The sequence below is a fragment of the Luteibacter rhizovicinus genome (assembly GCF_004342265.1).
In the GTDB taxonomy this organism is placed as follows: domain Bacteria; phylum Pseudomonadota; class Gammaproteobacteria; order Xanthomonadales; family Rhodanobacteraceae; genus Luteibacter; species Luteibacter rhizovicinus_B.
The window spans coordinates 275,645-302,588 of the sequence record NZ_SMCS01000003.1 but is presented as its reverse complement, the minus strand read 5'-3'; the positions used below and the strand labels follow the sequence as shown (position 1 = coordinate 302,588).

The following is a 26,944-nucleotide window of genomic DNA, read 5'->3' as shown; positions in this document are numbered from 1 at the left end:
GGGCCCGTGCGCAGGCTCGCGCTCTCCCCGCAGCAAACCGCAACCGACGGTGCCGCGACCGGGTTGGCCCTTGGGGCCGCCTTAGCCGAGGGCCGCAATGACCCACTGACGGAGCGAAGCGGCGCTACGGCCCGCTCCCGCAGGGACGGCGCCGAAGGCCCCAAGGGCCAACCCGGTCGCGGCTTCCACGACGCACGAGCGTGAGCCGACGAAGCCGCTGCCAACACGAGCCGCCCAGCGGCTGTCCTTACCCGAAGAGTGGCCAGCCGCGCGCTCCTACAAAAGCGACAGGCTTTCCCGCAGGCGTCCGACCAGTTCGCTCGACGTGGCGTTGTCATAGGGCACCGCCTTGCCACTGCCCCAAACCGGACCCGGCCACGCGGCATCCCCTTCGCGTCGCGCGACCACGTGCACGTGCAGCTGCCTGACGATATTGCCGAGCGCGCCGATATTGATCTTGTTGCATGGTTCGGCATCGCGCAGCGTGCGCGTCGCCGCGTTTACCTCGCCCCACAGAACCGTCTGATCGTCGTCGGCGAGGTCCATGATTTCCGAAAGACCGGACTGGCGCGGGACCAGGACGAGCCAGAGGAAACGCGCATCGTTCATCAGCAGCACGCGGCTGAGGGGCAGGTCGCCGACGACGAACGTGTCGCCGGCCAGTCGGGAATCGAGAATGAACGGCGCAGTCATGCGTCGGCCAGATAGCGGGCGAAAAACGCCAGCGTGCGCTCGCGCGCGAGTTTTGCGCTGGGTGCGTCGTAACTGGCCCGCGCATCGCAATTGAAACCGTGGTCGGCGGGGTAGACCCAGGTATCCATTTCCGGTTTCAGTTCGCGATGTTTCTCGACCATCTCCGGCGGGATCGAATGATCGCGTTCGCCGAAATGGAAGATCACGGGTGCTTTCGCGTCTTCGCTCAGGAAGGGCACGTCACGGGAGCCGTAATAACTGGCCGACGGAAGACCCAGCCTCAACGCAGCCATAAGCGCCACCGTGCCGCCCCAGCAATAACCGACCGTGCCGATCTTGCCCGCATAGGCAATGGCGCGCGCCGCTACGGCGACGTCTTCCACCGGTCGATGCAAGCCAAGCTCGGCGACGAGCTTGCCGCCTGCCTGCATGCCTTCCTTGTCATAGCCAAGCTCCACGCCTTTCCGGACGGGATCGAACAGGGCAGGCGCAATGGCGACATAACCTTCGTCCGCGAAACCGTCGGCCACGCTGCGGATATGCGCGTTCACGCCGAAGATTTCCTGGATCACGACGATACCGCCGCGGGGTGTTCCGGTCGGCCGTGCGATGTAGGCGTCCATGGACTCATTGGAGCGGGACGTGTCGAGAATGATGGTGCTACCCATGGTGTACTCCATGATTGTCGCTTGCGTGGAACGATTACTGGCCAATTGGCGTAGGTGTAAGTGTGCCATGCCCGTAACATCGGCCCTTGGTCTTCATCTGTATCTAACGATCGCGATCCTAGTGTGATGACACGTTGTTCCGCTGATCTCGCGAGAGGATTCGACATGAGCTTGGTTCTTCAGTCTTCGAATGTGGCACTGGATAAATTTCTTCGTGCCCTTGAGGCCGACGGTTCGGTATCGCCCGTCGATTTTCAGGCAATCAGGGATAACGCAGACCGATGGACTGACGTTGTCGACTATCCCGAGCTTGCGGGCACCTTGAAGGCATTCCAGGGGGCGGCGGATACGCTGGCGGAGACAACCCAGAAAGTCGCCCTCGCTGCGAGGAAGGGCAAAGTGAAGGGTGTCGAACTGGAGGCGCTCAAGGACGCCATCGAGCACCAGTTGGCGTACGTCGTGGCGGGTTATAAATCCAGTGTCGAACGGATCTGAAAACTGGCTGAGGGGCCGGTTCTCTGTCGTGGAGCCTTGCCGAGCCCGTACAGGCTCCCGTTAAAGTGGGGAACCGGGCCCGCAGGCTATTGCCGCGAATGTGGGCGCTTCCAACCGGGTATAATACCCGGTTCCCACCTCCCGGTACCCAACGACCATGTCGTCCCAGGCCGCCCATAAAATTGGTTTCGTCAGCCTTGGTTGCCCCAAGGCCCTGGTCGATTCCGAACGTATCCTCACCCAGCTGAAAGTCGAGGGGTACGAAATCGTGCCGACCTATGGCGCGGCCGACGCGGTGGTGGTCAACACCTGCGGCTTCATCGATTCGGCGGTGCAGGAATCGCTCGACGCCATCGGCGAGGCCTTGCACGAGAACGGCAAGGTCATCGTGACGGGCTGCCTCGGCAAGCGCGCGGAACTGATTCGCGAGTCCTATCCCGACGTCCTCGCCATTTCCGGCCCGCAGGACTACGCAAGCGTGATGAGCGCGGTGCACAAGGCGTTGCCGCCGCAGCGCAATCCGCTGCTCGACCTGGTGCCGGATACGGGCGTCAAGCTCACGCCGAAGCACTACGCGTATCTGAAGATTTCCGAAGGCTGCAATCACCGTTGCAGCTTCTGCATCATCCCGTCGATGCGCGGCGATCTGGTCAGCCGTCCGGTGGACGAGGTTCTGATCGAAGCCGAAAAACTGGTGAAGGGCGGCGTCAAGGAGCTGCTCGTGATTTCGCAGGACACCAGCGCGTATGGCGTCGATGTCCGTTATGCGGAACGCACCTGGCGCGGCAAGGAATACCGCACGCGCATGACCGAACTGTGCGAAGGCCTTTCGGAACTCGGCGCGTGGACGCGTCTGCACTACGTCTACCCCTATCCGCATGTCGATGAAGTCATGCCGCTGATGGCCGACGGCAGGATTCTTCCGTACCTCGATATCCCGTTCCAGCACGCGAGCCCGCGCATCCTCAAGCTGATGAAGCGCCCCGGCAACGTGGACAAGACGTTGGAGCGTATCCAGAACTGGCGCAGGCAGGTGCCGGATCTGACCATCCGCAGCACGTTCATCGTCGGCTTCCCGGGCGAGACGAACGAAGAGTTCCAGGAGCTTCTGGACTTCCTGCGCGCGGCTGAACTGGATCGCGTCGGCGCGTTCGCTTATTCGCCCGTCGACGGTGCGAAAGCCAACGACCTGCCCAATCCGGTCGATGAAGAGCTCAAGGAAGATCGCCTCGAGCAGTTCATGGCCGTGCAGGCCGAAATTTCGGCCGCCAAGCTTCAGCGCAAGATCGGTCGTACCCTGAAAGTCCTTGTCGATGAAATCGACGGCGAGGGTGCCTGGGGTCGTTCCAGCGCGGATGCGCCGGAGATCGACGGCGCGGTGCGCATCGACGATGGCCAGCTGCTGAAGCCCGGTCAGTTCGTCGATGTCGTGATCGAGGACGCCGACGCGCACGACCTTTACGGTCGGCTCGCCTGATCCATGCGTTACGTGGCACCTACGAGGGAGGCGCTGGACAGGCGTGTTCTCGGGGTGCCGCCGTTATCGGAGTGGCGTTCGTGGCACGCGTTGCTGGCGAATGCATCCTGGCCCGATATCGCCACGTTGAATGCGTTGCCCGGTCGCGACGCCGCTCAGCGGTTCGCGACGCAGGACGCGGCGTTGCTGGCGGACGGCCTGCACTACGAAGAGCGTATCGCCAGCGACGGATTGATCGCCACGCGTGAAGCGAACTGGCACGACTTGCTGAATGCCCTGATCTGGCTGCGCTATGGCGCGGTCAAGTGCGCGCTGAATGAGCGGCAGGTCGCCGAAATCGCCGTGATGGGGCGCAAGGAGCGATCCCGTCCCCAATGCGCGCTGACGCATTTCGACGAAGCCGGCATTCTCGTTACATTGCGCGATCCGGCGATGCTTGCGGCGTGGAATGCGCACGACTGGCATGCCCTGTTCTGGACGCATCGCGAGGCATGGCTGAAGGGCGACGCACGGGCGGAGGTCTTTGGTCACGCGTTGCTGGAGCATGCGTTGACGCCGGGGAAGTTGCTGGTAGGTAAGGCTCTGGTGGTGATGGGCGACGATATGGCCGTGGCATGGGACATATGTGCGCGTGCGATCGGAGAAGGGCGTGCGTTGTGCGATCCGCAGGAGCTGCGGGCGCTGCCGGTGAGCGGTATCCCGGGATGGCATCCGGAGACGGGGAATGAGCGGTTTTATCGGGAAGGCGCGTGTTTTCAGCCGCTACGGGCGGGGCGGGAGTATCCGGCGCCGTTGCATGTATTCCCGTTGTAGGAGCGCTCCTGCGGCTCTTCAGATCAGGCCGTGGTCGCGGGCGTATTGTCCCAGCAGACTGTCGTGGTGCACGCCCAGTTTGCGCATGGCATCGCGCTTCTGACGGCTGATGGTCTTGACCGATTTGCCTTCGCGCTCGGCGATTTTGCCCAGGGACATGCCGCCGACGAACATGCGGATAACGTCGCTTTCGCGAGGCGACAGCGGCATGTCCGTGGTTGGGGTCGCCGTTTTCTCCGCTTCGTCCAGAATGCGCAGAAGGCTTTCGCTGAGATAGGTTTCACCGGCGTCGACCGCGCGTGCCGCATCCGCCAGCTCGTCCATCGGTGCGCGTTTGTCGACGATACCGACGGCGCCGCGCGCGAGCATGGCCTGTAGCGCGCTGGCGCGATCGATCATGGTGAGGATGACGAGCGATATCTTGGGGAAATCCCTCACGATATTCTCGATCAGCGTCAGGCCGTCGTTCTGCGATTCGCTGGGCATCAGGAAATCCGTGATGACCACGTCGCAGGGCAGTTCCCTGAGCAACTGGATGAGTTCGTCGGGATTCGTGGCGGTACCGACGACATCGATGCCCGCGGTTCCGAGTGCCAGCGACCCGCCGATGGCTACCAGCGGATGATCGTCGGCTAGGATGACTTTGAGCGACATGCTTTAAGGTTCTCTCTTGGGCGGAGCGATCGGCACGGATCGCTTGCCATCGATTATGCCTAGGATGGACAGCCTCGCGTGCGGATGACCATGATTTTCCGATTATTCTTAATTTTCCTGCTATTTACGCCTGTCGTCACCCATGCGCAGGAAGCGGCCGCTACGGCGGGGGAAACGGCGTGGCTACGCCAGCATCCGGTGCTGGTGGTCGGCGCGTACCGCGAGGGCTATCCGCCGTTCGAGGAAGTGCGCGAAGGCGAACTGGTGGGCCTCGGGCCCGATTATCTGCGCGAACTGGCCGGCAGATTGGGCGTAACGCTGGAAACCCGCGTATTTCCGACCTGGCCGGCCGTACTGACGGCGCTGGCGCATGGGGAAATCGACGTCGCCACCAGCGTGACGCCGTTGGAGGCAGGTATGCCGGGCGTGCGGGTCGGGGCCACCTATTTCGAGTCGCTGCCGGCGCTGGTGGAGCGGGGGGACGCGCCGATCGTCCGGAATCTGGACGAGCTGCAAGGCAAGACGGTCGCCGTGCACGCCGGCTACTTCGACGTCGAAACGCTGCGACGCGAACTGCCGCACTCCACGATCCTGGAAACTGCCTCCACGGAGGAGGCGCTGCGTCGCGTGGCCGACGGTCGCGCCACGGCCTATATCGACAATCCCTATAGCGCGCGCGAATTCATCGGCCGCCTTGGCATGGAAAATCAGTTGCGTATCGGCGCGCCCGTGGCCTTGCCGCTCAGTGCGCTGGCATTCGGCGTGCCGGCGGATCGTGCTGTGCTGGGACAGGCGCTGGATCGCGAGCTGGCCGGCCTGACGGCGGCGGATCACGGTCGCCTGCGTGCGCGCTGGGTCGGTCGCGATGTCGCGCCGCAGCCCCGGATGGCGCAGATTCCCCTGAGTACCAGCGAGCGGGCGTGGCTGCGGAACCTTCCTCCGTTACGGCTGGGCGTCGATCCGAGCTACGTTCCCTTCAGCCTGCTCAGCGAACGCGGCGAAGCGGAAGGCCTGGCACTGGACTACGTCCGCGAGATCGCCGCCGAACTCGGCGTGCGCTTCACCCAGGTACCGAGCGCGAACTGGGCGGAAACCGTGGCGCGCGTCGAGCGCGGCGAGGTCGATGTCGTCGGTGCCGTGAATCCGCGCAGCGCGACGCTTCCCTGGCTGCAGGCAAGCGTGCCCTATCTCGAATTCCCCATCATGATCGTCACGCGCGAAGGCTCGCCGACCGTTGCATCCATCGACGACCTGGCTGGCAAACGCATCATCGCCAATACTTCGCGCGAGCCCGTGCGACACCTGATTTCGCGCATTGCCGATGCGCACACGATGGCCGTGGACACGGAAGACGATGGCATGGCCCGTCTCGCGGCGGGCGAGGGCGATGCGTTCATCGGGAACCTGGCTTCGGTCGATTACCTCATTCGCGCGCATTACCTCGGTCGACTGAAAGTCGCCGCGCCTACCGGGGAATCCGAAGCGATCGCCATCGGTGTCAGCCGTGAACTGCAACCCTTGTTGCCGCTGGTCAATCGCGTGCTGGTCAACATGGCGCCGCGCAGACAGCAGGAAATCCGCAACACCTGGTTTGCCTCGCACTATGTCGTGGGACCGACCTGGCGCGACATGGCGCGTCGCGTCGGACCGTTCGTCGCCGTACTGCTCGCGTCGCTCGCGGCGATCAGCTACGCCTATCTTCGCCTCCGTCGCGAGACGCGACTGAGGGAACGCAGCGAGCGGCAGCTGGCCGACGTCACGGCCCATGTCCCCGCCGTCGTCTACGAATTCATACGCGACCGCGAGGGCCGCTACTCGCTCGCCTATGTCGGCGGAAATCCCGAAACCATCCTCGGCGCACGCGCCGGCGACCTGCTGGCGGGGGGCGAGTCCGTACTCGCGCGCGTGCTACCGGAAGACCGTGAGTCCCTTCGGGAAGCTATCGAACGTTCCGCCCGCGAACTGACGCCGCTGCACGCGACGGTACGCATCCGTGTCGACAGCGGCACGCGATACCTCAGCTCCGACGCCGTGCCGCTCGCGCGTGCCGACGGCACGGTCCACTGGAACGGATACTGGATCGACGTGACCGCGCAGCAGCTCGCCGCGCGCAATCTGGCGCGTGCTAAAGAAGAAGCCGAGGCGGCGACGCGCGCGAAGAGCGATTTCCTCGCCACCATCAGTCACGAGATACGCACACCGATGAACGGCGTCATCGGCCTGCTCGATGTGCTGGAGCAGACCCCGCTGGACGGCGAGCAGCATTCGCTCATCGCCACCATCGAACACTCGGCGTCCGCACTTCTGCAGATACTCGACGACGTACTGGATTTTTCGAAGATCGAGGCGGGACACCTCGATCTGGAACCGGGGCCGACGGATCTGCGCGAACTGGTCGACGGCGCGGTAAGCATCATGGCGGCGCAGGCGCATGCAAAGGGCTTGCGCCTGCGGATATTCCTCGATGCGCGTCTCGCGGCGACGCATGCGGTGGATGCCGGACGGCTGCGCCAGGTGCTGCTCAATCTCGTCAGCAATGCCATCAAGTTCACGTCCACCGGCGAAGTCGCGGTCGCGGTCCTTGTCCACGACGACGCATCCGCGCGGCAGGGCATGCGGATAAGCGTGACGGATACCGGCATCGGCATTCACGCGGCGAAGCTCCGTCACGTCTTCGGATCGTTCAGTCAGGCCGAGTCGTCGACGACCCGCCGGTTCGGGGGAACCGGCCTGGGTCTGGCGATTTCGCGACGGCTTATCGAACGCATGGGCGGGCACATCGACATCGAAAGCGAGCTCAGCCGGGGATCGACGGTCACGGTCACGCTCGATCTGCCGGTCGTGGCCCGCGACGTCGCACACCAGCCCGGCAACGGCGAAACAGTCTCCGTGGAGACCGCGGATACACGGACGCGCGATGCGCTCGAAGCCATGCTCGTGCCGCTGGGGTTCGTTGCCGCGGCGACGGGCGGCGACGTGCGGTTCGTCGATGACGACGGTGACGTCGACGCGACAGATCGCGCCATCAGGCTTTCCATAATGCCGATGCCGCGCGGGCACGCCGACGATGCGGGCGCGCTGTTGCTCGGTACGAATCCACTCAAATGGCCTGCCGTGGGCGCCGTGGTCCGGCTGGCCCTGGGGCAGGAAGGCGAGATATCGGTACGCGACGAGGCGCGGCCTCTCGTGCCTCGTCGCAGTGCGCGCATCCTGCTGGCGGAAGACCATCCGGTGAACCAGCATCTTGTCCGTATCCAGCTGGATCTTCGCGGCTATTCATGCGATGTCGTCGAGAACGGCGAGGCCGCGCTGGCCGCGCTGGAGCGCCAGTCGTACGACCTGCTTCTGGTCGACTGCCATATGCCGCTGGTCGACGGTTATGCGGTGGCGCGCGAGGTTCGCCGGCGGGAGGCAGGTGGCGAACGGCACATGCCTATTGTCGGCATGACCGCCGATGCCCGGACGGGACAGGACGAGGCATGCAGGGTCGCCGGCATGGACGACCTGCTGCGCAAGCCGGTCCGGCTGGAGGCGTTTCACGCGGCGATCGCGCGCTGGCTCCCCGATGAAGTGGGCACCGACGAAGGGCATGCGGTCATCGCCGAAGCATCATCCTTCGACCTGGAACGTCTGCGCCGGACGTTCGGTGGCGACCGCAATGTCGGCATCGTCGCCACTCACGGCGCCGCCGCCACGCGAGCCGCGCTGGAACGATTCGACGATGTCGTGGCACTTGGCGACAGCGATGCACTGGCCGACTGGGCGCATCACGTACTGGGCGGCGTGAATGCGTTCGGGCCGTCGTCTGTCGCCACGGAAGGCGAGGCTATCGAGCGGGCGTTGCGCGAAACGGGCACGGCGGACAGCGAGAGACTGGGGCGATTTATCGACGAATTGCATCGCTTCGCCGGGCGACTCGACCGGCTGGCGGTACAGGGCGAGATTCAGTCGTAGTCCACGGCGACGACGCAGAAACGCGCGCGGCTACCGGGAAGATCCGCTTCGAATTCGTCGTCGATCGTTTTTTTCAGTACGGCGCGTGCCAGTGGCGAGTCGATACTGATCCAGCCAAGACGTGCATCGGTTTCATCCGGGCCGACGATGCGATAACGCACCGTCTCGCCGGTTTCGACGTTCTCCAGCTCCATCGTGGCGCCGAAGAACACGGCGTCCCGGTTCGACGGCGCGGTTTCGACGACTTTCAGTACGGGGATGCGTTTGCTTAGATAGCGTGCGCGCCGGTCGATTTCGCCGAGCTGCTTTTTGCGGTAGGTGTATTCGGCATTCTCCGAGCGATCGCCTTCGGCTGCCGCGGCTGCCAGCGCCTTGACGACTTCCGGTCGCACGGTATGCCACAGGTGATCGAGTTCGGCTTTCAACCGTTCGAAGCCCGCGCGCGTGATGATGGCCGTCGACGACGGCGATGGCGGTCGCCAGCGACTCATGCGCGCGCTTCCTGCTCGCGCAGCGATCGGGCAAGTTCGGCGATATCCGTCTGCAGCGGATGGTCGGGCGCTTCGACGCGCAAACGATCGAGCAGGGCGATGGCTTCGCCGCGTTCGCCGAGACGCTCCAGCATGCGTGCCGCCAGCAGGCCGTAATGCAACGCGCCGAAGTCTCGTGGCCACGCCGTGCGGTAACCGGTGGCCAGGTGCAACGCGATGCGCGGCATGCCTGCGTGGGCGGCGGCATCCGCCAACGGGCCAGCGGTTTCCGGTGCATCCGGCAGAAAGGCCGGCTCGATGTCGAGGCAGTCCTTGACCACGCCGAGTGCGCGGCGTGTTTCGTTCTGTGCGACCAGTGCGGCGATCCAGATTTGTCCATGGACAAGCAGTTCGGGCAACCTTCCCGCCTGACGCAACAGCACGCGATAGCGCGTATGGACCGGCGGTGGCGCCGAGCCGCCGCGAATGCGTTCGGTCAGCAGGTCGGTAGCGGCGGCCGGGTCGGTAGCGGCCACGACATCGACATGCGCGAGCAGGTCGTCGTCCGCGTTGCGTCTCGTTTCCGCGACCAGGGCGTCGGCCTTGGGGCGGTAACCCAGCTTCTCGTGATGCTGATGGATCAGCGAGCCCATCAGATAGAAGTTGAAGATCGTGAGGTAGTTCGCCACCAGATAGAACAGCGGTACGGAAAGGGGGGTGCCGGCCAGTGCATGTCGTGCACCGATCTGCATCAGGCTGGTGAGCAGCACGATAGCGACGAGCACGAAATAGGCACTGCCCAGGCGGGCGATCACCGCGAACCACGTGAATGGATTGAGCGCGGCGCCGACGCCGTCGAACGCGAGCGACATCGTGATGATCGGCAACACGAAGCCGAACGCCAGCGAGACGAAGAAGCCGGAAAAGCCCAGGAAGAACGGTGCAAGCACGGAAAGCGCGGCGCCGACGAGCTGGATGACGATGAGCGCGGTAGCCGTGCCCTGATCGGTGTCGATCGCCAGTTCCGGCGGATCGCCGAATCCGTCGGCGGTGTGGCGAAGGCATTCGAACGCATACACGTACACGGCCGACCAGCCGAGGATGAGGATGAGCGGTCCCACACCCGGCACCAGACTCAGTACGTTGAACAGCGCCACCGCGACGATGGTGATGATGGCCGGACCGCGAAGCGGATAGCGGACGCCATGGCGCAGGCGCTCGGCGAAGCCGGTATCCGCGTCGACGATCGCGTGTCTCGGCATCAGCGCTTGCCGCCGAAGATACTGCCGAGGATGCCGCGCACGATCGCCTGGCCCGCTTTCGAGCCCACCTGACGGGTCACCGATTTGGCCATGGTTTCGATCATGCCCTGGCGACGCTTCGTACCCAGCAACGCGTCGCGTACCGCGCCGCTCCAGCCGGCACCGGCTTCATCGGTCGCATTGCCGGCTGCGGGGCCGTTGCCGCGCGCGGGCGGCGCGTCGGCGTCGTTCTTCTCGCTTGCGCGCCGCGCCAGCATCTCTTCGGCGGAATCGCGATTGACCGTCGTGTCGTATTTGCCGCCGACGGGTGAACGCGCGCGAACGACGGCGCGCTCCTCGTCCGTGATTGCGCCGATGCGACAGGTGGGCGTGCTGACCAGGATCTTCTGGACAGGGGTCGGCACGCCGCCCTCGCCGAGCGTGGATGCCAGTGCCTCGCCGACGCCGAGTCCGCCGATCGCTTCGGTGACGTCCAGTTTCGGATTGCGGGCGAAAGTTTCGGCGGCGGCCCGTACCGCTTTCTGGTCGCGAGGGGTGAACGCGCGCAGCGCGTGCTGCACGCGGTTGCCGAGCTGGCCGAGAATATCGCCTGGCACGTCGTCCGGATTCTGCGAGCAGAAGTACACGCCCACGCCCTTGGAACGAATGAGCCGGACGACCTGTTCGACGCGCTGGCGCAGGGCGGGTGGGGCGTCGTCGAACAGCAGATGCGCTTCGTCGAAGAAGAACACCATCTTCGGCTGATCGAGGTCGCCCACTTCAGGCATCTGCTCGAATAGTTCGGAAAGCAACCACAGCAGGAAGGTCGAATAGAGACGCGGCTTCAGGATCAGCGTCTGCGCGGCCAGTATGCCGATGACGCCGCGGCCGCTCATGTCCTGGCGCATCAGGTCGGCCAGTTCGAGCGCCGGTTCGCCGAAGAAAGAATCCGCACCGTCCGATTCCATTTTCAGCAGCGCGCGCTGGATGGCCGCGACGCTCTGCGCGCTGATCAGGCCGTAGCGCGCCGAGATGTCTTTCGCGTGATCGGAGGCGAAACCCAGCATGGAGCGCAGATCGGCCAGGTCGAGCAGCAGCAGGCCTTCGTCGTCCGCGACCTTGAACACCACTTCCAGCACGCCTTGCTGTGTGTCGTTCAATTCCATGATGCGGGAGAGCAGGGTGGGTCCCATCTCCGAAATGGTCGCCCGCACCGGATGACCGAGCTTGCCGTAAATGTCCCAGAACACCACGGGATTGGCGGCGGGTTTCCAGTCCGTCAGGCCCAGCTTCGCAAAACGCGCGGCGAGTTTTTCGGATGGCGCACCCGCGGCTTGCGCCAGGCCGGCCAGATCGCCCTTCGCGTCGGCAAGGAAACAGGGCACGCCCATGCGGGAGAACCCTTCGGCCAGGAGCATCAGCGACACGGATTTACCCGTGCCGGTGGCGCCGGCGATCATGCCGTGGCGGTTGCCGTAGCGGGCATCGAGTTCGACCTGGGCGTCGTCGTTGCGACCGATAAAGATGCTGGGCATGGCTGGGCCTTTGCGTTGATGGGCGTAAGGATTGTAGTGCCATGGAAGGGCACTTCGCCGACATTCAACAGAGGATGATCGAATGCGGCGACGGCCCCATAATTCGCTGCCGCCTGGAGGACTCACCCGCGGAATGACGGGGAATGCACCGGTGGTGCTGATCGTCTTTTATGCGGGTGTGAAAGGCATGCCGCTGTCAGCGCATTAGTGCGGGCCTGAACGCGCCGTAGCGACGGGGCTTCGCGACTGTTGAGTCGTAGTCCCCGCACGGGTAACGTGGCCGGCATTGTTCGCCCCATCGAGTAGTCCATGCCGTCCGCTGTCGTATTGAGTCGCCTCACTCTTCTTTCGCTCGCGCTGCTCGCGGGCTGTGCTTCCGGTGGCGGCAATACCCGTCCCGCGGGCAAGGCGACGCCAGCGGTGAATGCGCTCTACGACCGGATGAACCAGGCCAGCAAGGGCTACGAGGCATCGATCGATCAGGCGCGGCGTGGCGATACGCCGGCCGCCGACAAGTCCCGTGGCGCCGCGCTCGACCAGCTGAAGGACGCGTCCGCGCGCTGCGGGCTGACACCGGGTTGCGATCCGCAGCGTTTCATCTCGGTCTTCGACCGGTTGTTGCGCCTGAAGGACGGCAGCTTCATCGAAGGCGAGGATAGCGACGATATGGCCGGCACGCCGGAATCGGGCGCCGCACCGGGCGATGCGGGAGCCTCGCCCGTGGCCGGCATCGGTGCGCTGCCACAGGCGCAGCGCAGCGTCACCATGTTGCGCGGTCATCAATTCTCGGACCTGATGGTGATGAATGGCCCGGTGAAGGCCGCGCTGGAAATGTGGCTTACCCAGCTGCGTCCTAACCTGATGGACGCTTACGTCAATTATCAGTTCATGCGCTATCGCATGTGGCCGGAGTATCGCCAGGCGGATCTTCCCGAGGCGCTGCTGTTCGGCATCATGGCGAAGGAATCGGGTGGCAAGGTTCACGCGGTATCGCGCTCGGGCGCGTCGGGCCCGCTGCAGTTCATGTATGCCACCGGGCTGCGCTTCGGTCTGTCGAATACCGACGGTTTCGACCAGCGTTTCGACCCGAGTCTTGCGGCTCGCGCCAACGCCCAGTACATCGACGAGCAGCTCGAAGTCTTCAATAACAACCTCGAACTTACCCTGGCCGCGTACAACGGCGGCGAAGGCCGCATGCGCCGCATGGCGGCAGCGAATCCGGGTGTGAGTTTTTACGATCCGCAGATATACAACCAGATGTCGCCCGAAACGCGGGACTATGTACCAATGGTGCTGGCTGCGGCGTGGCTGTTCCTGCATCCGGACAGCTATCACCTGAAATGGCCGAAGGTCGATGGCGAACCGGGAGCCATCGTGCTCAAGCGGCCGGCTTCCCTCAGCGAGCTGACCGTGTGCATGGGTTCCGCCGAAGGCATGACGGATGGCTGGTTCCGGACGCTACGCAACCTCAATCCGCGCCTGGACCCGATGATCGTACAGTCGGTCGGTACCCGTCTGGATGTGCCCAAGCAACTGGAGAAGGTGTATGCGTCCAGTTGCGCCGACGGCCCGTGGCCCATCCTGGCCAACGATCTGCACAGCGCGGTAAGGCTGGTTGCGCCACCGCCGCCGCCCGTGTCGTCGCCGGCACCGGCGAAACCGCAGGGAGCGAAGAGCTATACGGTAAAGCGAGGGGATACGCTGGTCAGCATCGCGCGCAAGAGCGATTGCGCGGATGTCGAAGACCTCGCGCGGATGAACGGACTCAAGGGCCACAACCTGAAGGTGGGGCAAAGCATACGGATTCCGGTCTGCCGCTGAGGCACCGGCCGGGGCGCGCCATCAGGCGATGGCGCGCGGGTCCATCCAGCTGCTGGCGACATCGCGCCGCGGAGCGGAAAGTTCTTTGATCTGACGGATCAGGCGCAGCACCTGGCGATGGATGTCTTCCATGCCGCTGCGCTTGGCATCCAGCGTCTCGTGGTACACGGAAGCGATCCACAGCGCCACGCCACGGGTTGCGATCAGGTGGTTGTCGGAGCGGGCCTTGCCCAGTCCGATGTCCGGTCCCAGGCCATAAGCGCTGTAGCGCTCTTCCGGCGGCGTGCCGTACAGATGGGGGAAGTCGCAGGCGGCAGCCTGTTCCATTTCCCTTTTGACCAGTTGCTGCAAATCCGCATGGGCGCGGGCGGGAAGGGCGAGAACGACCCGTTCGATATCGGCAAGTTGTCGGCGCAGGCGGATTTCGCGATTGACAGCGATAAGGTGGCTGACGAGGCGCATTGGATGGATCCCCTAAGGCTTTGCTATCGACCCGTACCTCCCCCCGGTGGCACGTCAAGTCCAAAGCATACCCCTACGTCGCGTCCAATGTAAGCGAATTTGGTCACAAGGTGACGCGCCGGGTCACATCAGGGTTTCAGCCCTGCCAGTGCCCCAGCCGCTGTCCCACCACCACTTGCTGCCGGGGCGGCAGATCGTCCAGTTCGTAACCCTCGGGAAGCAGCAGGATCACGGTCGAGCCCATGTTGAACCGGGCCATTTCGGCGAACCGTTCCAGTTTCACGTGACGGTCGCGGCAGTCCTTATGCCGGATATCCGAGGCATAGGGCGGAATGACCAGACCATCCCAGACGGTGGCGACGCTGGACACCAGGATCGCGCCCACCATCACCGACACGAAAGGACCGCGTTCGCCGGTGAAGTGGCAGACCAGGCGTTCGTTGCGCGCGAAGACACGCGGAATGGCTTCGACCGCGAATGGGGCGACGCTGAAGATGCGCCCGGGAACATGCACCGTCTCGACGAGTTCGCCAGTCAGTGGCATGTGCACGCGGTGATAGTCGCGGGGCGACAGATAGATGGTGACGAAGCGACCGTTGCGGAAAGGTACCGCTGCCGTTTCATCGCCGAGCAGTTCGGCGGCCGTGTACTCCTGACCCTTCGCCTGGAAAATGCGGCCGTCGACGATGCGGCCCATCTGACTGATGCGGCCATCGGCAGGGCAGAGCAGGAGGTCGTTGCCGGGGGTCGCGACCCGTGCATCCGCACGCAGCTTGCGTGTGAAGAACGCATTGAAGTGCTGATAGGCGAGAGGGTCCGGTTGCGCGGCCTGGCTCATGTCTACGTCGTAGCGCTGCACGATCTGCGAGATCAGGAAGTTCTTCCACGGCGTCCAGGTCCAGCGGGTGGCCCAGTAGACGACACGCGAAAGGGCCCGGTGCGGAAGGATGTACTGCAGGAGGACTTTGGCTTTCATCGCCGGGATTATAGGGGGATGAGCGCGTATTGCCTCGATGGCGCTTACACCTGACGAAATATGGTGTTAACGGTCCATATCGGGTAGAACGGGGCGGGGGAATCCAGTGTGACGCTTTCCGGTACCAGCCGGGACAGGGAGCGAAGCATGATGACGATGTTCGGGATGTCGCGTCGGGCCGTATATCTGGGAGTGATTTCGGCGTTGGTCGGATCGACCATGAGCATGGCGGTAGCACCCACGGCGGTTGCCCAGACGGTGACGCTGGCCGCTTACAGTCCGCTGGTCAATGACGCCAAGGTCGGTCAGCAGATCGTTCCGGGCGGGGGGACCGTCACGCTGATCGGCGATCAGCGCTTCGCCGCCGGACTAACCGGTGCGCAGAACACCACGCTCGCGGCGCTGCGCGATCTCGGTCGTATCGTCTCGGGCGCACAGTGGATCGGTGCCGCACGGCTCAATCCGGGCCAGCAGAATGTCGGCATCAGCGTCCCCGATCCCATTACGGGCGGCCGGCGCGTCGTCTCCGTCTTCGCGACCGCGAACCTCGTGCCGCTGGCGCCCACGACTTACGACACGACCGTTCCCGATATCGTCAACGTCAACGGCAATCAGTACATCGACGCGCGCGTCGGTTCCGTGACCGCGGCCGGCGGCACCTTCAACGTCAATATCGGTCGCGCCACACCGACGGCGGCAGCCAACAACTGGACCATCGCGGCGAAACAGACCTCGCTGTTCTACGCCGACGGGTCGGGTCCTGCGGCCAGCGCGATCAACTGGCAATCGAGCAACCGCATTACCTTCGTCGGCGAAGCCGCCAGTCCCACTACGCCGCAAGGTTTTGCCACGACCTACGTCGCGGCATATGGCGGCACGTTTACCGTGACGACGCTGGACGGCGTCACGACCACGCAGACCGTGACCAACGACGCGCAACTGCGCGCGTACAACGACTTTCTTATTGCCGCGTTGCAAGCGGGCAATCTCGATCCGACCCGTTATAACGCCGAGTTCGCCAAGGCCTATACCTCCTCGACGCAGACGACGCAGTACACGACGACCGCCAATGATCCGACCGACGAAGTCGCCCAGCCCATCGGGGATCGCATCGTCGTGAACGTGACGGGCGCCAATGCGACCGGCACGATCGCCAAAGGCGGCTTGCTGGAAGTGGCCAATGCGAATCATGGCGCCATGCGCGCCGACCTGGGCGCCACCTTGCTCAACCAGGGAACGCTGGGCGTGATCCATACGTCGGGCGACGGCACGGCGATGCTGCTGACGGGGGCCAGCAAGGGCAGCAATACCGGCGTCATCAACGGCAATTTCTTCCCCGAGGCCAATGGCCGCACGACCGATGGTGCATTCGGCGCGAACATCGTGGATGTGCTCAATAGCAGTACCTTCGCCAATAGCGGAGTCATCAACCTGGCGACGGGCACCGCCAATGGCGCGGGCAAGTCGACAGGTATTCGTCTAAGTACAAATGCCACGGCGACGAACACCGGAAGCATCAACGTCGGCGTCACCGGGTCCAAGTCGAACGGGTCGATGGACGGCGTGTACCTCAACGACGCGACGGCGTCGTTCACGAATGCGGCCACGGGCACGATCTATATCGGTCGTGGCCCGCAGACCACGCCGACCTCGAACGCCGCCGACGTGGCGATCAATCAGGTAACCATTACGACGGGCATCAACGTCAACGGCAACGCGACGGTGAGCAATGCCGGACGCATCGCCATCGGCACGAAGACCCAGAACGCTGCCGGCATTCTCGTGACCGGCGGCAATACGGCCCAGGTCACTAATAGCGGCACGATCGACGTCAATGGCGCGGCGGCCACGGTGCCGCGCGAGAACATCGGTATTTCCGTGGTGAATGCCGGATCGAGCGGCGGCATCGTCAATACGGGAACGATCAACCTCAACGGCGTTAACGGTACCGGCATCAAGGTCATAAGCAATTCCGCCGCGACGGCGCGTGCGATCTCCTCCGGCACGATCAATGTCGCCGGTGGCGCCGATCCGGCCAGCGGTACGCGCAACTTCGGCATCTGGACGGAAGGCCAGGGCACCGGCACCGCACTGGCGAGCGTGCAGGGTCCGGTGAACCTGTTGGGCAATGGTGCCATCGGCATTCACGCGCGCGGACGCGCGTCGGTGGATGTCGCGGCGGGCGCGGTACCCACGTTCGCGAGCGGCTCGAATCAGATCGGTTTTTTCGCGTTCGGCCCTGACGCGCGCATCGTGGTCGACCCCGGGGCAACGCTCAATGTGACCACGCCGTCCTCGACGCTGTTCCGTGTCGAAAGCGGCGCCGACTTCGACGGTACGGGCTTGCATGTCACGGCCTCGGGTGCCGGATCGGTCGCCGTGATGGGCACGGGGGCATCGTCGACGCTGGTGGATACCCACGATGCGACGATCGACGTGACGGGCGCCGGAGCCCGTGGCGTCATCGTCGAAGGCGGCTCAATCGGCACCATCGATGCCGCGACGACGTTCGGTCTTACCGGTACGGGCGCGGTAGCCGCGATCGCCGACGGGCAGAAACACGATCTGACCGGGAAAAACACCGGGTCGCCGGTCGGGACGACGACGCTGACCAGTGCCGCCACGCTTAACGCCAGTCAGGTTGGCGTGACCGGATACATCGCGCGTAACAGCGCGAAGCTGACCAATACGGGCGACATCGTCTTCACCGGCGCGTCGACCACAGGCATACGCGTCGAGACCGGAGCGACCGCGAACAACAGTGGCGCTATCTCCATCGCGGATGGCGGGACGGGCATGTTCGTCGATTCCGGTACCGGTACCGCCGCGACCACCGGCAATACGACGGGAACCGTCACCGTCAATGGCGGCAGCGTCGCTGCCCGCACGCACGGTGTCGTCGCGTCGGGATCGGCCGCGACGATGAATCTTCTCGCCGGCTCGCAAGTGCAACTCAATGGCGCGGGTGCGATAGGTGCGGAAGCGATCAACGGCGGCCTGGTGAACGTTGCCAACAGCGCGACGCCGGTGTTCGCGAACACCGATCAGATTGCATTCCACGCGACCGGGCTTTCGTCGCGAATTGCCAGTGCCGCAAGCGCGCTCGATGCGAACACGGATCGAACTACCTTGTTCCGCATCGACGACGGTGCCTTGCTTTCGTTGCCCGCCACCTCGACGCTGACGGCGTCGGGTGCGGGATCGCGCGCGCTGGTCGCGACGGGCGCCGCGACCAATGTCGCCGTCAATGGCGCCACGATGAATATCACGGGTGCCGGTGCTGCCGCCGCCGAAGCGCGGGGCGGGGCGACGGTGTCGATCGGCAGCGGTTCGGCGGTCAATCTTGCCGGAGACGACTCGATCGGCGGCATCGTCGATGGGCAGAATATCGATCTCGCCGGCAATCCGGTAGGTGCTCCCGCGGCGACCAGTCTGCTCAACAGCGCCAACGTAACGGGTGCCGGTGCGCGCGGTACGGGTTTCATCGCTCGCAATAGCGGTGTGTTCACCAATGCGGGCGCGATCAATCTCACGGGAGCGGGTAGCACGGGCGTGGTCGTGCAGCAGGGCGGCGGCCTGTCCAATACCGGAACGATCCATATCGCCGACGGCACGGGCGTGCGTGTGGAAGGTGCGGGTGCGCAGACGTTGAATCCCAGTGGCTCGATCGTCGTGGACAATGGCGTCGCGGGTATTCATCTGTTGAACGGTGCGCAGCTTTCCATCGAGAGCAACAACGCGCAGATCGTGGCGGGCGGTTCGGCGCACGGCATCCTGGTCGATACCGGTGCCGCATCGCTGAGCGCCGACGGTACGGTGATTACGACCACGGGTACCGGTAACGGCATAGAGAACGCAGCGGAGATCGGCGCGATCACATTGCACAACGTAACCTTCAACGTTGGCGACGGCGCGGGCATACGTACCGCAACGGCGATCGATCCGTCGTCCACGGTCACCTTCAACATCGTAGGCAAGGGCGTCGGTGTCGCTTACCGCCATGCCGACGGATCGCCGGGTAGCGAGAACCTCACCTTCGGCCCCGGTTTCGTGGCCAATGCTCACGGTGCCGGTGCGGTGGGTATCGTTGCGCTGACCACCGGTACCGTGGATTCGCAGGCGACGGTCAACGTCAACGATCCGGCGGGCGGCACGGCGCTGCTCGCGGGAACCGCATCCAGCGTAACGAATCGCGGGTCGCTGATATCGGCGAGTCTCGTTTCGCCGGTTGTCGATCTTTCCAACGGAAGCGGTACCCACTTCGAGAACGTGGGTACCTTGCTCGCGGCCAGCCCGACCGCCGTCGCCGTGCAAGGCAGCGCGGGTAACGACAGCATCGCGCTAAGCGGCGGGCAGGTGCGCGGCGACGTGGCGACCGGCGACGGCACCGACCGCTTCGACTGGACCGCTGGAACCCTCAGCGGTGGTCTGACCATGGGCAACGGCGCGGGCAACGTGGCGAACATCGCCGCGGTCGATACGTCGTCGACGCTGCACCTGCTGTCGGGAACGGGCGGCGGCAATACGCTGACCTTCACGGGTACGCAGGCACGCGGTGGTTCCTTCGCCGCGGACGACCCGAGCAAGGGCATCAATCTCGGCAGGGGATGGAACACCATCTCGTTCGCGAACAACGCGGCCTTCACGCTGACCGATAACCTGCACCTGGCCAACAGCGACGTGAATATCGATGCGACATCGGTGCTCTATGCCGGCGACAACGTGCATCCGACGATCAGCGGTGCGCAGCCAGGTTCCGCCAACGTAACCAATGCGGGACTGATCGATCTCACCAACGGCAGCGGGTCTCCCGGCAACAGCCTCACCATCGATGGCGATTACGTGTCGAACGGAGGCCGTGTGGCCCTGATCACGACATTCAATCAGGGCGGCGTGCTGTCCAACCAGTCCACCGACCGTCTGCTGGTACAGGGGAACGTGCGCATGCCCGGCGCCGAAACCACACTGTTCGTCTCGCCGTCGGTAGCGAGCAACGGCGATCTCACCGACCTCAACCACAATGGCGCGGTCGATGCGAACGAAGGTATTTCGGTCGTGCAGATCGCGGGTACATCCACCGCGGGTGCATTCCGTCTCAATGGCGGGTATCTCGCGGTCGGTCCGTGGCAGTACGGTCTTTATGCTTTCCAGCCGGGCGCCTCGGTGGCGTCGCAGCGGCTGGTCGCGGGCGCGACGACGGGTACGGCTTTCTGGGATTACCGTCTGGCGAACGTCTATGTTTGCCAGACCGATTGCGTTGTGACCTCGGCCATCAATCCGCCGCCGACACCGGCAGTCGGCGTGCCATTCACGCCACCCACGCCGCCCGTGGCGCCTTCGCCGGACCCGTTCATCACCAGCAACCCCGCGCCCGACGGTTGCGTCGTCGACGGCGTCGACAACTGTTCGCCGGCACGTCGCGCGGTGGCGCCACAGGTGGCTACCTATATCGCCACGCCTACCGCGCTTCAGCTGTATGGTTTCCAGAATATCGACAACCTGCATCGTCGGCTCGGCGAGATCCGTCAGGATCGCGGTGCCGCCGATACGCTGGGTGGCAATGTATTCGCTCGTTATATCGGTGGCGACTATACCTATCACACCGACCGCAGCTTCAAGCAGTACGGTTACGATGCGGATGTCCAGACCCATGCGGTGCAGGTGGGCGTGGATGTCCTGTCGATGGATGCGGACCGGTCGTCGTTGCGCGCGGGCCTTGCCTATACACATGGCACGACGCGGCTCGATCCGCGTGCCGCCGACGGTTACAGTCACGCGAAATACGACAGCAATTCCGTCGCCATGTATATGACGTGGCAGGACATCGGTGGCTTCTATCTGGACGGTGTGGTGTCGGGCGACCGGCATCAGGGCAACGTCGATGTCGCACGCGCCCAGGGCGTCGCGAGGTTGCGCGCGACGGGATGGACGGCGTCGCTGGAAGCCGGCTATCCGTGGCGATTCGGCGATGGCTATGAAATCGAGCCGCAGTTGCAGATTCAGCGGCAGCATCTGCGCATCCACGACCTGACCGATCGCGATAACGTGACTGCGCACTATGACGATACGGACCAGACCGTCGGCCGCGCCGGCGTGCGACTGGACCGGACGTTCGCAGGCGATAACGGTCGCCTGATTACCCCGTATGCGCGACTGAACTACGTACGCGGTTTCGGCGGGCGCCCGGCGGTAACGGTCGGATCGTCCGAGGTCGATGTGAGTCAGCGGTTCCTCGGCGGGCGCTTCGGCCAGTACGGCGAGCTGGGTCTCGGCGGTACGGCAAGCTGGCGTAGCGGGTTCTCGGTCTATGCCGAAGGCGATTACCGCACGGACATCGGCAGCGCGGGCACGCAGGGCTGGGGTTTCAATCTGGGCGTTCGCTGGAGCTTCTGAGAAATCGACAAGGGCTGCTTTAAAGCTCTCTGTGGGAGCGCGCCTGCGCGCGAAAGCCTACGGAGCGAAGGAGCCGGATGCTCACATCCGCGAGCCGGGATTTCCGGCTGCGGATGCAGTCCGCACTTTCTTCGCTCCGTAGGCTTTCGCGCGCAGGCGCGCTCCCACAGAAATGCATGCCTGGATTATCTTCAGTCAGTGTTCCACATTCACCACCGGCAACTCGACAAATGTCCCCTGCGACGAACCCCGATAGATCCGCTGCGTCGCCTTGCGATAGTCACCCGGCCTCGCCAGGAAAATATTGGGCACGTACGTTTGAGGATTGCGGTCGTACAGCGGGAACCAGCTCGACTGGATCTGCACCATCACCCGATGACCCGGCAGGAAGACGTGGTTCACCGTTGGCAGGGGGAAGCGATATGGCAAAGCCGTATCCGGAGTCAGGGACGCGGGCTTGTCGAAACCTTCGCGATAACGCCCACGAAAAATCTCCATCGCGATGGGTAACTGATAGCCGCCCATGGCGGGATGGTCGACGACTTCGTCCGGATAGACGTCGATCAGCTTGACGACCCAGTCGCTGTCGCTGCCACTGGTCGACGCGAGCAAGCGCACGACGGGTTCGCCTGCCAACGAGAGGGGTGCGGCGAGCGGCGCGGACGTATAGGTCAGGACATCGGTACGGGTGGCGAACTGGCGTTGATCGTCGACCAGCCATTCCGGCCACGATTCGACCTGATCCGGCACGCCGTGCGACCAGGACTGAATGGGGCGAACGCGGTAAGGAACGGGTTTCGCCGGATCGGACACGTACTCGTCGAAGCCTTCCGTTGGTTTCGTGCTGGAAAGCGAGCCATCCGCGTCAACGTACCAGTCCTGCATCGCGGGCTTGCAGCCAGCGGCGCAACCGGACGGCCAACGGGTCAGCTTCCGCCAGCGATTCTCGCCCGTGACGAATGCATTGACCGGAGCGATGTCGATCGCGGCCGCACCGTCCTTGAGATAGCGGGCGAGGAACGGACGCAGGATGTCCTGACGGAACGTAGTGCCTGTGTCGCTGCCGAGGTCGATCGCGCCGATGGCGCCAGCTGGCTCCCATGTCTTTGCATGACGCCACGGACCGATAACGAGATAAAGCTTGTCGTGTTTCGGGTCTTTCGGGGCGAGCGCGCGATAGGCCGCCATGTCGCCGTAGTTGTCTTCCTGGTCCCACAGGCTGTGTACGAGCATCGTGGGAACGGTCAGCGGTTCGCGTGCGACGAGCTTGTCCAGCGCCTGGTCTCGCCAGAAGGCGTCGTAAGACGGATGGGCCAGGATTTTCTGCCAGAAGCCCAGTGGTTCCATGCCGTGCGCGCGTGCGATGTCGCCGGCGGAACCGCCCTTCAGGTACAGGTCGTAGTCGTCGCGATAGCCCGAGGCCCAGCCGTACTTGCCGCCGCGGCTCGCCACCATGCCGTAGATGTACGGCAGCATCTGCTGGCGGAAGGCACCCTGGTGAAACCAGTCGTCGCCCATCCAGCCATCCACCATCGGGTTGATAGGCACGGCGACCTTCAGGGCGGGGTGGGGACGGATCGTGGCGATCAACGCCTCGAAGCCGTCGTAGGAGATGCCGATGATGCCGACTTTGCCGTTGCTCTCGGGAACGTTCTTCGACAGCCAGTCGACGGTATCGTAGATATCGCTGGATTCGTCGACCGGTGTGGGATTCTGCGGGCCGACCGGCGCGCGATTCATCACGAAATCGCCTTCCGACCCATGCTTGCCGCGGATGTCCTGCACGACGCGGATATAGCCGTCCTGCACGATGATGTCGGCGGGATTGTCGTAGCCGCGCAATGCCATGGCCAGGTGCGGACTATCGGAGCGATGGCTCATGTCGTCGGCGCCGTAGGGCGTACGCGTCAAAAGCATCCCGGCGTGCTTCGCGCCGCGCGGCACCAGCAGCACCGTGTGCAGACGCACGCCGTCGCGCATCGCTATGTCGACTTCCCGGCGTACGTAATCGAAATTCTCAGTGACCGGCGCGAAGTTCGCCGGGGTTTCGCTGGGCAGTTGCGCGTAGGTTTTCTCGCCGCCGTGCGCGGAAACGCCCGTGCCAAGGGTGCACAGGGCGAGCGAGAGCAAGGCGTGACGCATGATTCCGGGCATGTCTTTGAGTCCTGGTATATCGCCTGTTGCAAAAAACGAGCGCTCCCGGCCGGTGGGGACGAACCGGCCGGGACGCCCGCCGCCCGATCAGAAGTCGTAATTGACCCCGAACCGGACGTAACGCGGCGTGGTGTAGCTCACCACGCGATTGAAGCTGTTCTGCACCGCGGTGGTAGAGCCATACCCCGGGCTGAGCTGGGTTGCGCGCTGCTGATTGAACAGGTTGAATACCGATACGTTGAAAGCGAGTTTGCGGTCCGCCCATAGCGGACGGTATTCGCCGCTGACATCGAGCAGTTCTTCCCAGGGCGTACGACCGGCATCGCCCGGACGCGAAGGCTTGCCATCGCAGTAGTGGTAATAGCTGCCGTAGCCGGACGGATCGTTCTGGGCGGTACCGTAGAAGCCAAGACAGCTACGCGGCGTGCCCGACTGGATCGTGAGGTTGGCGGAGATCATCCATTCCGGAGCGATCTGCCACGAACCGTACGCCTTCAGCTGGTGCTGGCGATCGTTCGGCAGGTAGCCGTTCGAATATTCCATCAGCGTGGCGTAGTCCCAGTCGCGCGATGCGGATACGGACTGCTGCCCAGTATCGGAACGCACCTGGCCTTCCGTGTTGCCGTAGCTGCGCGAATACAGATAGTCGATCTTGCCCGCCCATGTGCCGTCGAACGGATGGGACAGATACGTGTCCAGACCGTAGTAGTTGCGCTTGAGCTGGCTGAAACCGAAGTCGTCGTTGGTTACCGTGACATTCGTGTAACCGCCGTTGGCGTTGGCCAGCTGGTAGACGTTGGCGCGTCCGGGGTTCGAGAGATAGCAGCTTCCGATCGTTACATCCCCGAGCTTCGCCCCCTGGGCGACGGCTGCGCGTTCGATAGCGCCGTTATCGCAGATGTCGTCCAGTGCATTGCGCAGCTTGCGGACCGTTGCCTTCATGCCCCAGACCCACGCCGGATCGAACTGGTGATCGAAGCCAAGGATGAACTCGTCCTGGTACTCGGACTTGATGTTCTTCGAGCTCACGGTTTTCGGGTCGGGCGGCTGGCCGTATTCGCCATTGGGCGATACGGCGCCACCGGTCGACGACGTGATCGGCGTGCGGCCGGTCGGCAGGCCGTTCGCGTCGATACCCGTATAGGTGAAGTATTCGTTCGTCGCCAGCGAGCCCGATGCCGTACGCAGTGCGACGCTGGCGGGCATGGCGAGGAAGTAACGGCCGGCGTTGGCGTAGACCTTCAGCGACGCATCGCCATTGACGTCCCAGCTGGCGCCCAGCCGCGGCGCCCACTGCGGCTTGGTCAGGCGAAGATACGCCTGGCCGCTGGGGTTGTAGTTGGTGAACTGGTCGTTGCGCAGGCCCAGCTGCAACAGCACGCGATCGGTAACCTGCCAGTCGTCCATCACGTACTGGGCGCGCTGCTTCACGCGTACCGAAGCGAGTGTCGAGTAATGGCGCACATAGGCGTAATAGCCGGTCTGGCCGCCGGGAAAGTCGCCGGGCTTGCCGACGAACGGCGATTCGCTGATGTTTGTGTTCGGGTCGGTGTGTGCGTACCACAGCTCGTAGCCGTCGCCTGCGATGGTCGTGCCGTCGTCGATGTCGTGCGAATCCTGGTTGTCGATACCGGCCGTGATCGAGTGCGCGCCGATTTTATAGTTCAGGTCGATACGCAGGTTGCGGTTGGTCGACTTGTGATCGGGGTTGTCGATCGTGTCGAGCGTCTGGTGATTGGTAATGAGCTGGCCGCCGGTCAGCGCGGGGTTCTCGTTGTCCACGTTGCCGATGAACGGGCCGGTCACGCCGGTTTCCGGCGGCTGGTTGAAATAGGTGAGCTTCGACTTGCCGTACAGCGCGGTCAGCGTGAGGTCGTCGGTCAGGTAGCTGGTGAACTTGGCGACGTAGATGTTCGCACTGGTCTTGGTCGCCTTGTCCGTGCTGGTGAAATTGCCGTCGCTGTCCGTGGCGTAGTTGTAGAGGTACTTCGAACCGTCGTAGTGGCGCGTCTGCGACAGGCCGGTGAGTTCCAGGATATTGCTGTCGTTGATATTCCAGTCGAGCTTGGCGTAGTACTTCGGATCGCGGTACGTGTACTTGGTGTCGTACGACGAGGTCACCGAGCCGACGTTATTGCCCGTCGTGCGTTCGGTTTCCACGGCGGCGAAGAGGAAGAGCTTGTCCTTGATCAGCGGGCCACCCGCGTAACCGGAGATCGTCGTCGTCGTGGACTTGTTGTCCGCATTGCGCTGGTAGATCTTGCCGGCGGCATCGCCGCTGACGTAGTAAATGTCTTTCGCGTCGCTTCTCGCGAAATCCGGTTCCCAGAGCGCCTGCGCACCGAAGTGCCATTCGTTCGTGCCGCTCTTGCCGACCTGGCTGATCACGCCGCCATCGGAACGGCCATACGCCGCCGAATAGCCACCGCTGAGCACTTCCTGCTGATTGATGGCGCCGTAGGGCAGGGAGATGCCGCCGAAACCGCTGAGCGGATCGGTGGTGTTGAAGCCGTTGACGTAGTACGCGTTCTCGGTCACCGCCGAGCCGCTGAAGCTGACCAGCTGGTTGCCCATCGCGCCGCTGAAATAGCTGCTGCCACGCGATGCGCCGGGTGCTAGCAGGGCAATGCCTTCCGCCGAGCGTTGCAGTGGCAGGCGGGCCAGATCTTCGGACGTGATGATCGTGCTCGAGCTTGCGCTGGTGACGTCGATCTTCGGCAACGCGCTGGCGCGGACCATGACGCTGTCGAGCTGCTGTGCCGATTCGCCGGTGCTGGCGAACGACACATCGGTGGAGGCGCCGACACGGATGCCGACATTGTCGCGCGCGTCGATGACCTTGCCGTCGACGCGCAGCGAAACTTTGTAGGTGGACAGGGGCAATGCTTCGGCGGCGTAGCGTCCGCGCGAGTCGACCGGAACTTCGCGGACGAGGCCGTTGCTGCCTTCGATGAGGACCGATGCGTTCGCGGCGACGGGTGCCTGGCCGGCGATACGGCCGGAGGTGGCCTGGCCGTGGGCGATGCCGGTCAGGGACATGGCGACCGCGACGCACAGCAAAGTGCGTCGAAGCGTCGCCGCGCGGGGAGTGGGCGGGTGTGGCGCGTTCATGGTGCGGACTCCAGGGGAAGCGGTGGT

General features: G+C 64.1%; 16 protein-coding genes. 6 read left to right on the top strand and 10 right to left on the bottom strand.

Translation table 11 applies throughout. From position 1 onward, the window contains the following. Window positions 1–276 precede the first annotated feature (276 nt). Window positions 277–693, bottom strand: a complete 417-nt coding sequence (locus EC912_RS09785; RefSeq protein WP_132143416.1) for an HIT domain-containing protein — start codon at window positions 691–693, stop codon at window positions 277–279. After that, entirely contained in the window at window positions 690–1,361 is a 672-nt protein-coding gene (locus tag EC912_RS09780) for a dienelactone hydrolase family protein (protein WP_132143414.1), read from the bottom strand. Before EC912_RS09780 ends, EC912_RS09785 begins: the two co-directional genes overlap by 4 nt. A 165-nt stretch (window positions 1,362–1,526) precedes the next feature. Between EC912_RS09780 and EC912_RS09775 the strand changes: the two genes are divergently transcribed. The 3 genes from EC912_RS09775 to EC912_RS09765 all read left to right on the top strand — a co-directional run bounded on the left by EC912_RS09775 (window position 1,527) and on the right by EC912_RS09765 (window position 4,146). Beyond that, window positions 1,527–1,856, top strand: a complete 330-nt coding sequence (locus EC912_RS09775) for a hypothetical protein (protein WP_132143412.1) — start codon at window positions 1,527–1,529, stop codon at window positions 1,854–1,856. A 157-nt stretch (window positions 1,857–2,013) separates the two neighbouring features. Further along, entirely contained in the window at window positions 2,014–3,333 is a 1,320-nt protein-coding gene (rimO, locus tag EC912_RS09770) for a 30S ribosomal protein S12 methylthiotransferase RimO (RefSeq protein WP_132143410.1), read from the top strand. Between the two features lie 3 nt (window positions 3,334–3,336). After that, window positions 3,337–4,146, top strand: coding sequence for a DUF3025 domain-containing protein (locus tag EC912_RS09765; RefSeq protein WP_132143408.1), 810 nt, complete (start codon window positions 3,337–3,339; stop codon window positions 4,144–4,146). A gap of 18 nt (window positions 4,147–4,164) precedes the next feature. Here EC912_RS09765 and EC912_RS09760 read toward each other — a convergent pair whose 3' ends face one another. Continuing rightward, window positions 4,165–4,800 carry a response regulator transcription factor gene (locus EC912_RS09760; RefSeq protein ID WP_132143406.1) on the bottom strand — a complete coding sequence of 212 codons (636 nt, stop codon included), beginning with the start codon at window positions 4,798–4,800 and terminating at the stop codon, window positions 4,165–4,167. Between the two features lie 90 nt (window positions 4,801–4,890). On the opposite strand from EC912_RS09760, the gene EC912_RS09755 reads away from it, so the two are divergent. Next, window positions 4,891–8,754 carry an ATP-binding protein gene (locus tag EC912_RS09755; RefSeq protein ID WP_165973559.1) on the top strand — a complete coding sequence of 1,288 codons (3,864 nt, stop codon included), beginning with the start codon at window positions 4,891–4,893 and terminating at the stop codon, window positions 8,752–8,754. On the opposite strand, the gene greB is transcribed toward EC912_RS09755, so the two are convergent. Genes greB through EC912_RS09740 form a run of 3 tightly spaced genes read right to left on the bottom strand, consistent with a single transcriptional unit; the run spans window position 8,745 to window position 12,000 of the window. Next, entirely contained in the window at window positions 8,745–9,245 is a 501-nt protein-coding gene (gene greB, locus EC912_RS09750) for a transcription elongation factor GreB (RefSeq protein WP_132143402.1), read from the bottom strand. The genes EC912_RS09755 and greB overlap by 10 nt on opposite strands. Continuing rightward, window positions 9,242–10,486: a DUF4013 domain-containing protein gene (locus EC912_RS09745; RefSeq protein WP_132143400.1), complete on the bottom strand. Its 1,245-nt coding sequence runs from the start codon at window positions 10,484–10,486 to the stop codon at window positions 9,242–9,244. The genes greB and EC912_RS09745 overlap by 4 nt, the downstream gene beginning before the upstream one ends. Next, window positions 10,486–12,000 (bottom strand): helicase HerA-like domain-containing protein, encoded by a 1,515-nt coding sequence (locus EC912_RS09740; RefSeq protein WP_132143398.1) that lies wholly within the window; start codon window positions 11,998–12,000, stop codon window positions 10,486–10,488. The genes EC912_RS09745 and EC912_RS09740 overlap by 1 nt, the downstream gene beginning before the upstream one ends. A gap of 309 nt (window positions 12,001–12,309) precedes the next feature. Here EC912_RS09740 and EC912_RS09735 point away from each other — a divergent pair, with 309 nt between their 5' ends. After that, the gene (locus EC912_RS09735) at window positions 12,310–13,821 is read left to right on the top strand and encodes a transglycosylase SLT domain-containing protein (RefSeq protein ID WP_132143396.1); all 1,512 of its coding nucleotides are present in this window, start codon (window positions 12,310–12,312) and stop codon (window positions 13,819–13,821) included. Window positions 13,822–13,842: 21 nt separating this feature from the next. Here EC912_RS09735 and EC912_RS09730 read toward each other — a convergent pair whose 3' ends face one another. Continuing rightward, window positions 13,843–14,283: a hypothetical protein gene (locus EC912_RS09730; protein WP_132143394.1), complete on the bottom strand. Its 441-nt coding sequence runs from the start codon at window positions 14,281–14,283 to the stop codon at window positions 13,843–13,845. Between the two features lie 136 nt (window positions 14,284–14,419). Beyond that, window positions 14,420–15,259: an archaetidylserine decarboxylase gene (asd, locus tag EC912_RS09725; protein ID WP_132143392.1), complete on the bottom strand. Its 840-nt coding sequence runs from the start codon at window positions 15,257–15,259 to the stop codon at window positions 14,420–14,422. Between the two features lie 147 nt (window positions 15,260–15,406). Between asd and EC912_RS09720 the strand changes: the two genes are divergently transcribed. After that, window positions 15,407–21,652 (top strand): autotransporter outer membrane beta-barrel domain-containing protein, encoded by a 6,246-nt coding sequence (locus EC912_RS09720; RefSeq protein ID WP_132143390.1) that lies wholly within the window; start codon window positions 15,407–15,409, stop codon window positions 21,650–21,652. A 195-nt stretch (window positions 21,653–21,847) separates the two neighbouring features. Here EC912_RS09720 and EC912_RS09715 read toward each other — a convergent pair whose 3' ends face one another. Then, window positions 21,848–23,782, bottom strand: a complete 1,935-nt coding sequence (locus EC912_RS09715) for a CocE/NonD family hydrolase (RefSeq protein ID WP_428993098.1) — start codon at window positions 23,780–23,782, stop codon at window positions 21,848–21,850. Between the two features lie 111 nt (window positions 23,783–23,893). Beyond that, window positions 23,894–26,917 (bottom strand): TonB-dependent receptor, encoded by a 3,024-nt coding sequence (locus EC912_RS09710; protein WP_243649211.1) that lies wholly within the window; start codon window positions 26,915–26,917, stop codon window positions 23,894–23,896. Between the last annotated feature and the right edge of the window lie 27 nt (window positions 26,918–26,944).

Bases quoted from the DNA above. Each gene is read 5' to 3' on its own strand.
- EC912_RS09730 (WP_132143394.1), bottom strand. From the start codon at position 14,283: ATGCGCCTCGTCAGCCACCTTATCGCTGTCAATCGCGAAATCCGCCTG.
- asd (WP_132143392.1), bottom strand. From the start codon at position 15,259: ATGAAAGCCAAAGTCCTCCTGCAGTACATCCTTCCGCACCGGGCCCTT.
- EC912_RS09780 (WP_132143414.1), bottom strand. From the start codon at position 1,361: ATGGGTAGCACCATCATTCTCGACACGTCCCGCTCCAATGAGTCCATG.
- greB (WP_132143402.1), bottom strand. From the start codon at position 9,245: ATGAGTCGCTGGCGACCGCCATCGCCGTCGTCGACGGCCATCATCACG.
- EC912_RS09720 (WP_132143390.1), top strand. From the start codon at position 15,407: ATGATGACGATGTTCGGGATGTCGCGTCGGGCCGTATATCTGGGAGTG.
- rimO (WP_132143410.1), top strand. From the start codon at position 2,014: ATGTCGTCCCAGGCCGCCCATAAAATTGGTTTCGTCAGCCTTGGTTGC.
- EC912_RS09745 (WP_132143400.1), bottom strand. From the start codon at position 10,486: ATGCCGAGACACGCGATCGTCGACGCGGATACCGGCTTCGCCGAGCGC.
- EC912_RS09785 (WP_132143416.1), bottom strand. From the start codon at position 693: ATGACTGCGCCGTTCATTCTCGATTCCCGACTGGCCGGCGACACGTTC.
- EC912_RS09740 (WP_132143398.1), bottom strand. From the start codon at position 12,000: ATGCCCAGCATCTTTATCGGTCGCAACGACGACGCCCAGGTCGAACTC.
- EC912_RS09760 (WP_132143406.1), bottom strand. From the start codon at position 4,800: ATGTCGCTCAAAGTCATCCTAGCCGACGATCATCCGCTGGTAGCCATC.
- EC912_RS09735 (WP_132143396.1), top strand. From the start codon at position 12,310: ATGCCGTCCGCTGTCGTATTGAGTCGCCTCACTCTTCTTTCGCTCGCG.
- EC912_RS09765 (WP_132143408.1), top strand. From the start codon at position 3,337: ATGCGTTACGTGGCACCTACGAGGGAGGCGCTGGACAGGCGTGTTCTC.
- EC912_RS09710 (WP_243649211.1), bottom strand. From the start codon at position 26,917: ATGAACGCGCCACACCCGCCCACTCCCCGCGCGGCGACGCTTCGACGC.
- EC912_RS09775 (WP_132143412.1), top strand. From the start codon at position 1,527: ATGAGCTTGGTTCTTCAGTCTTCGAATGTGGCACTGGATAAATTTCTT.
- EC912_RS09755 (WP_165973559.1), top strand. From the start codon at position 4,891: ATGATTTTCCGATTATTCTTAATTTTCCTGCTATTTACGCCTGTCGTC.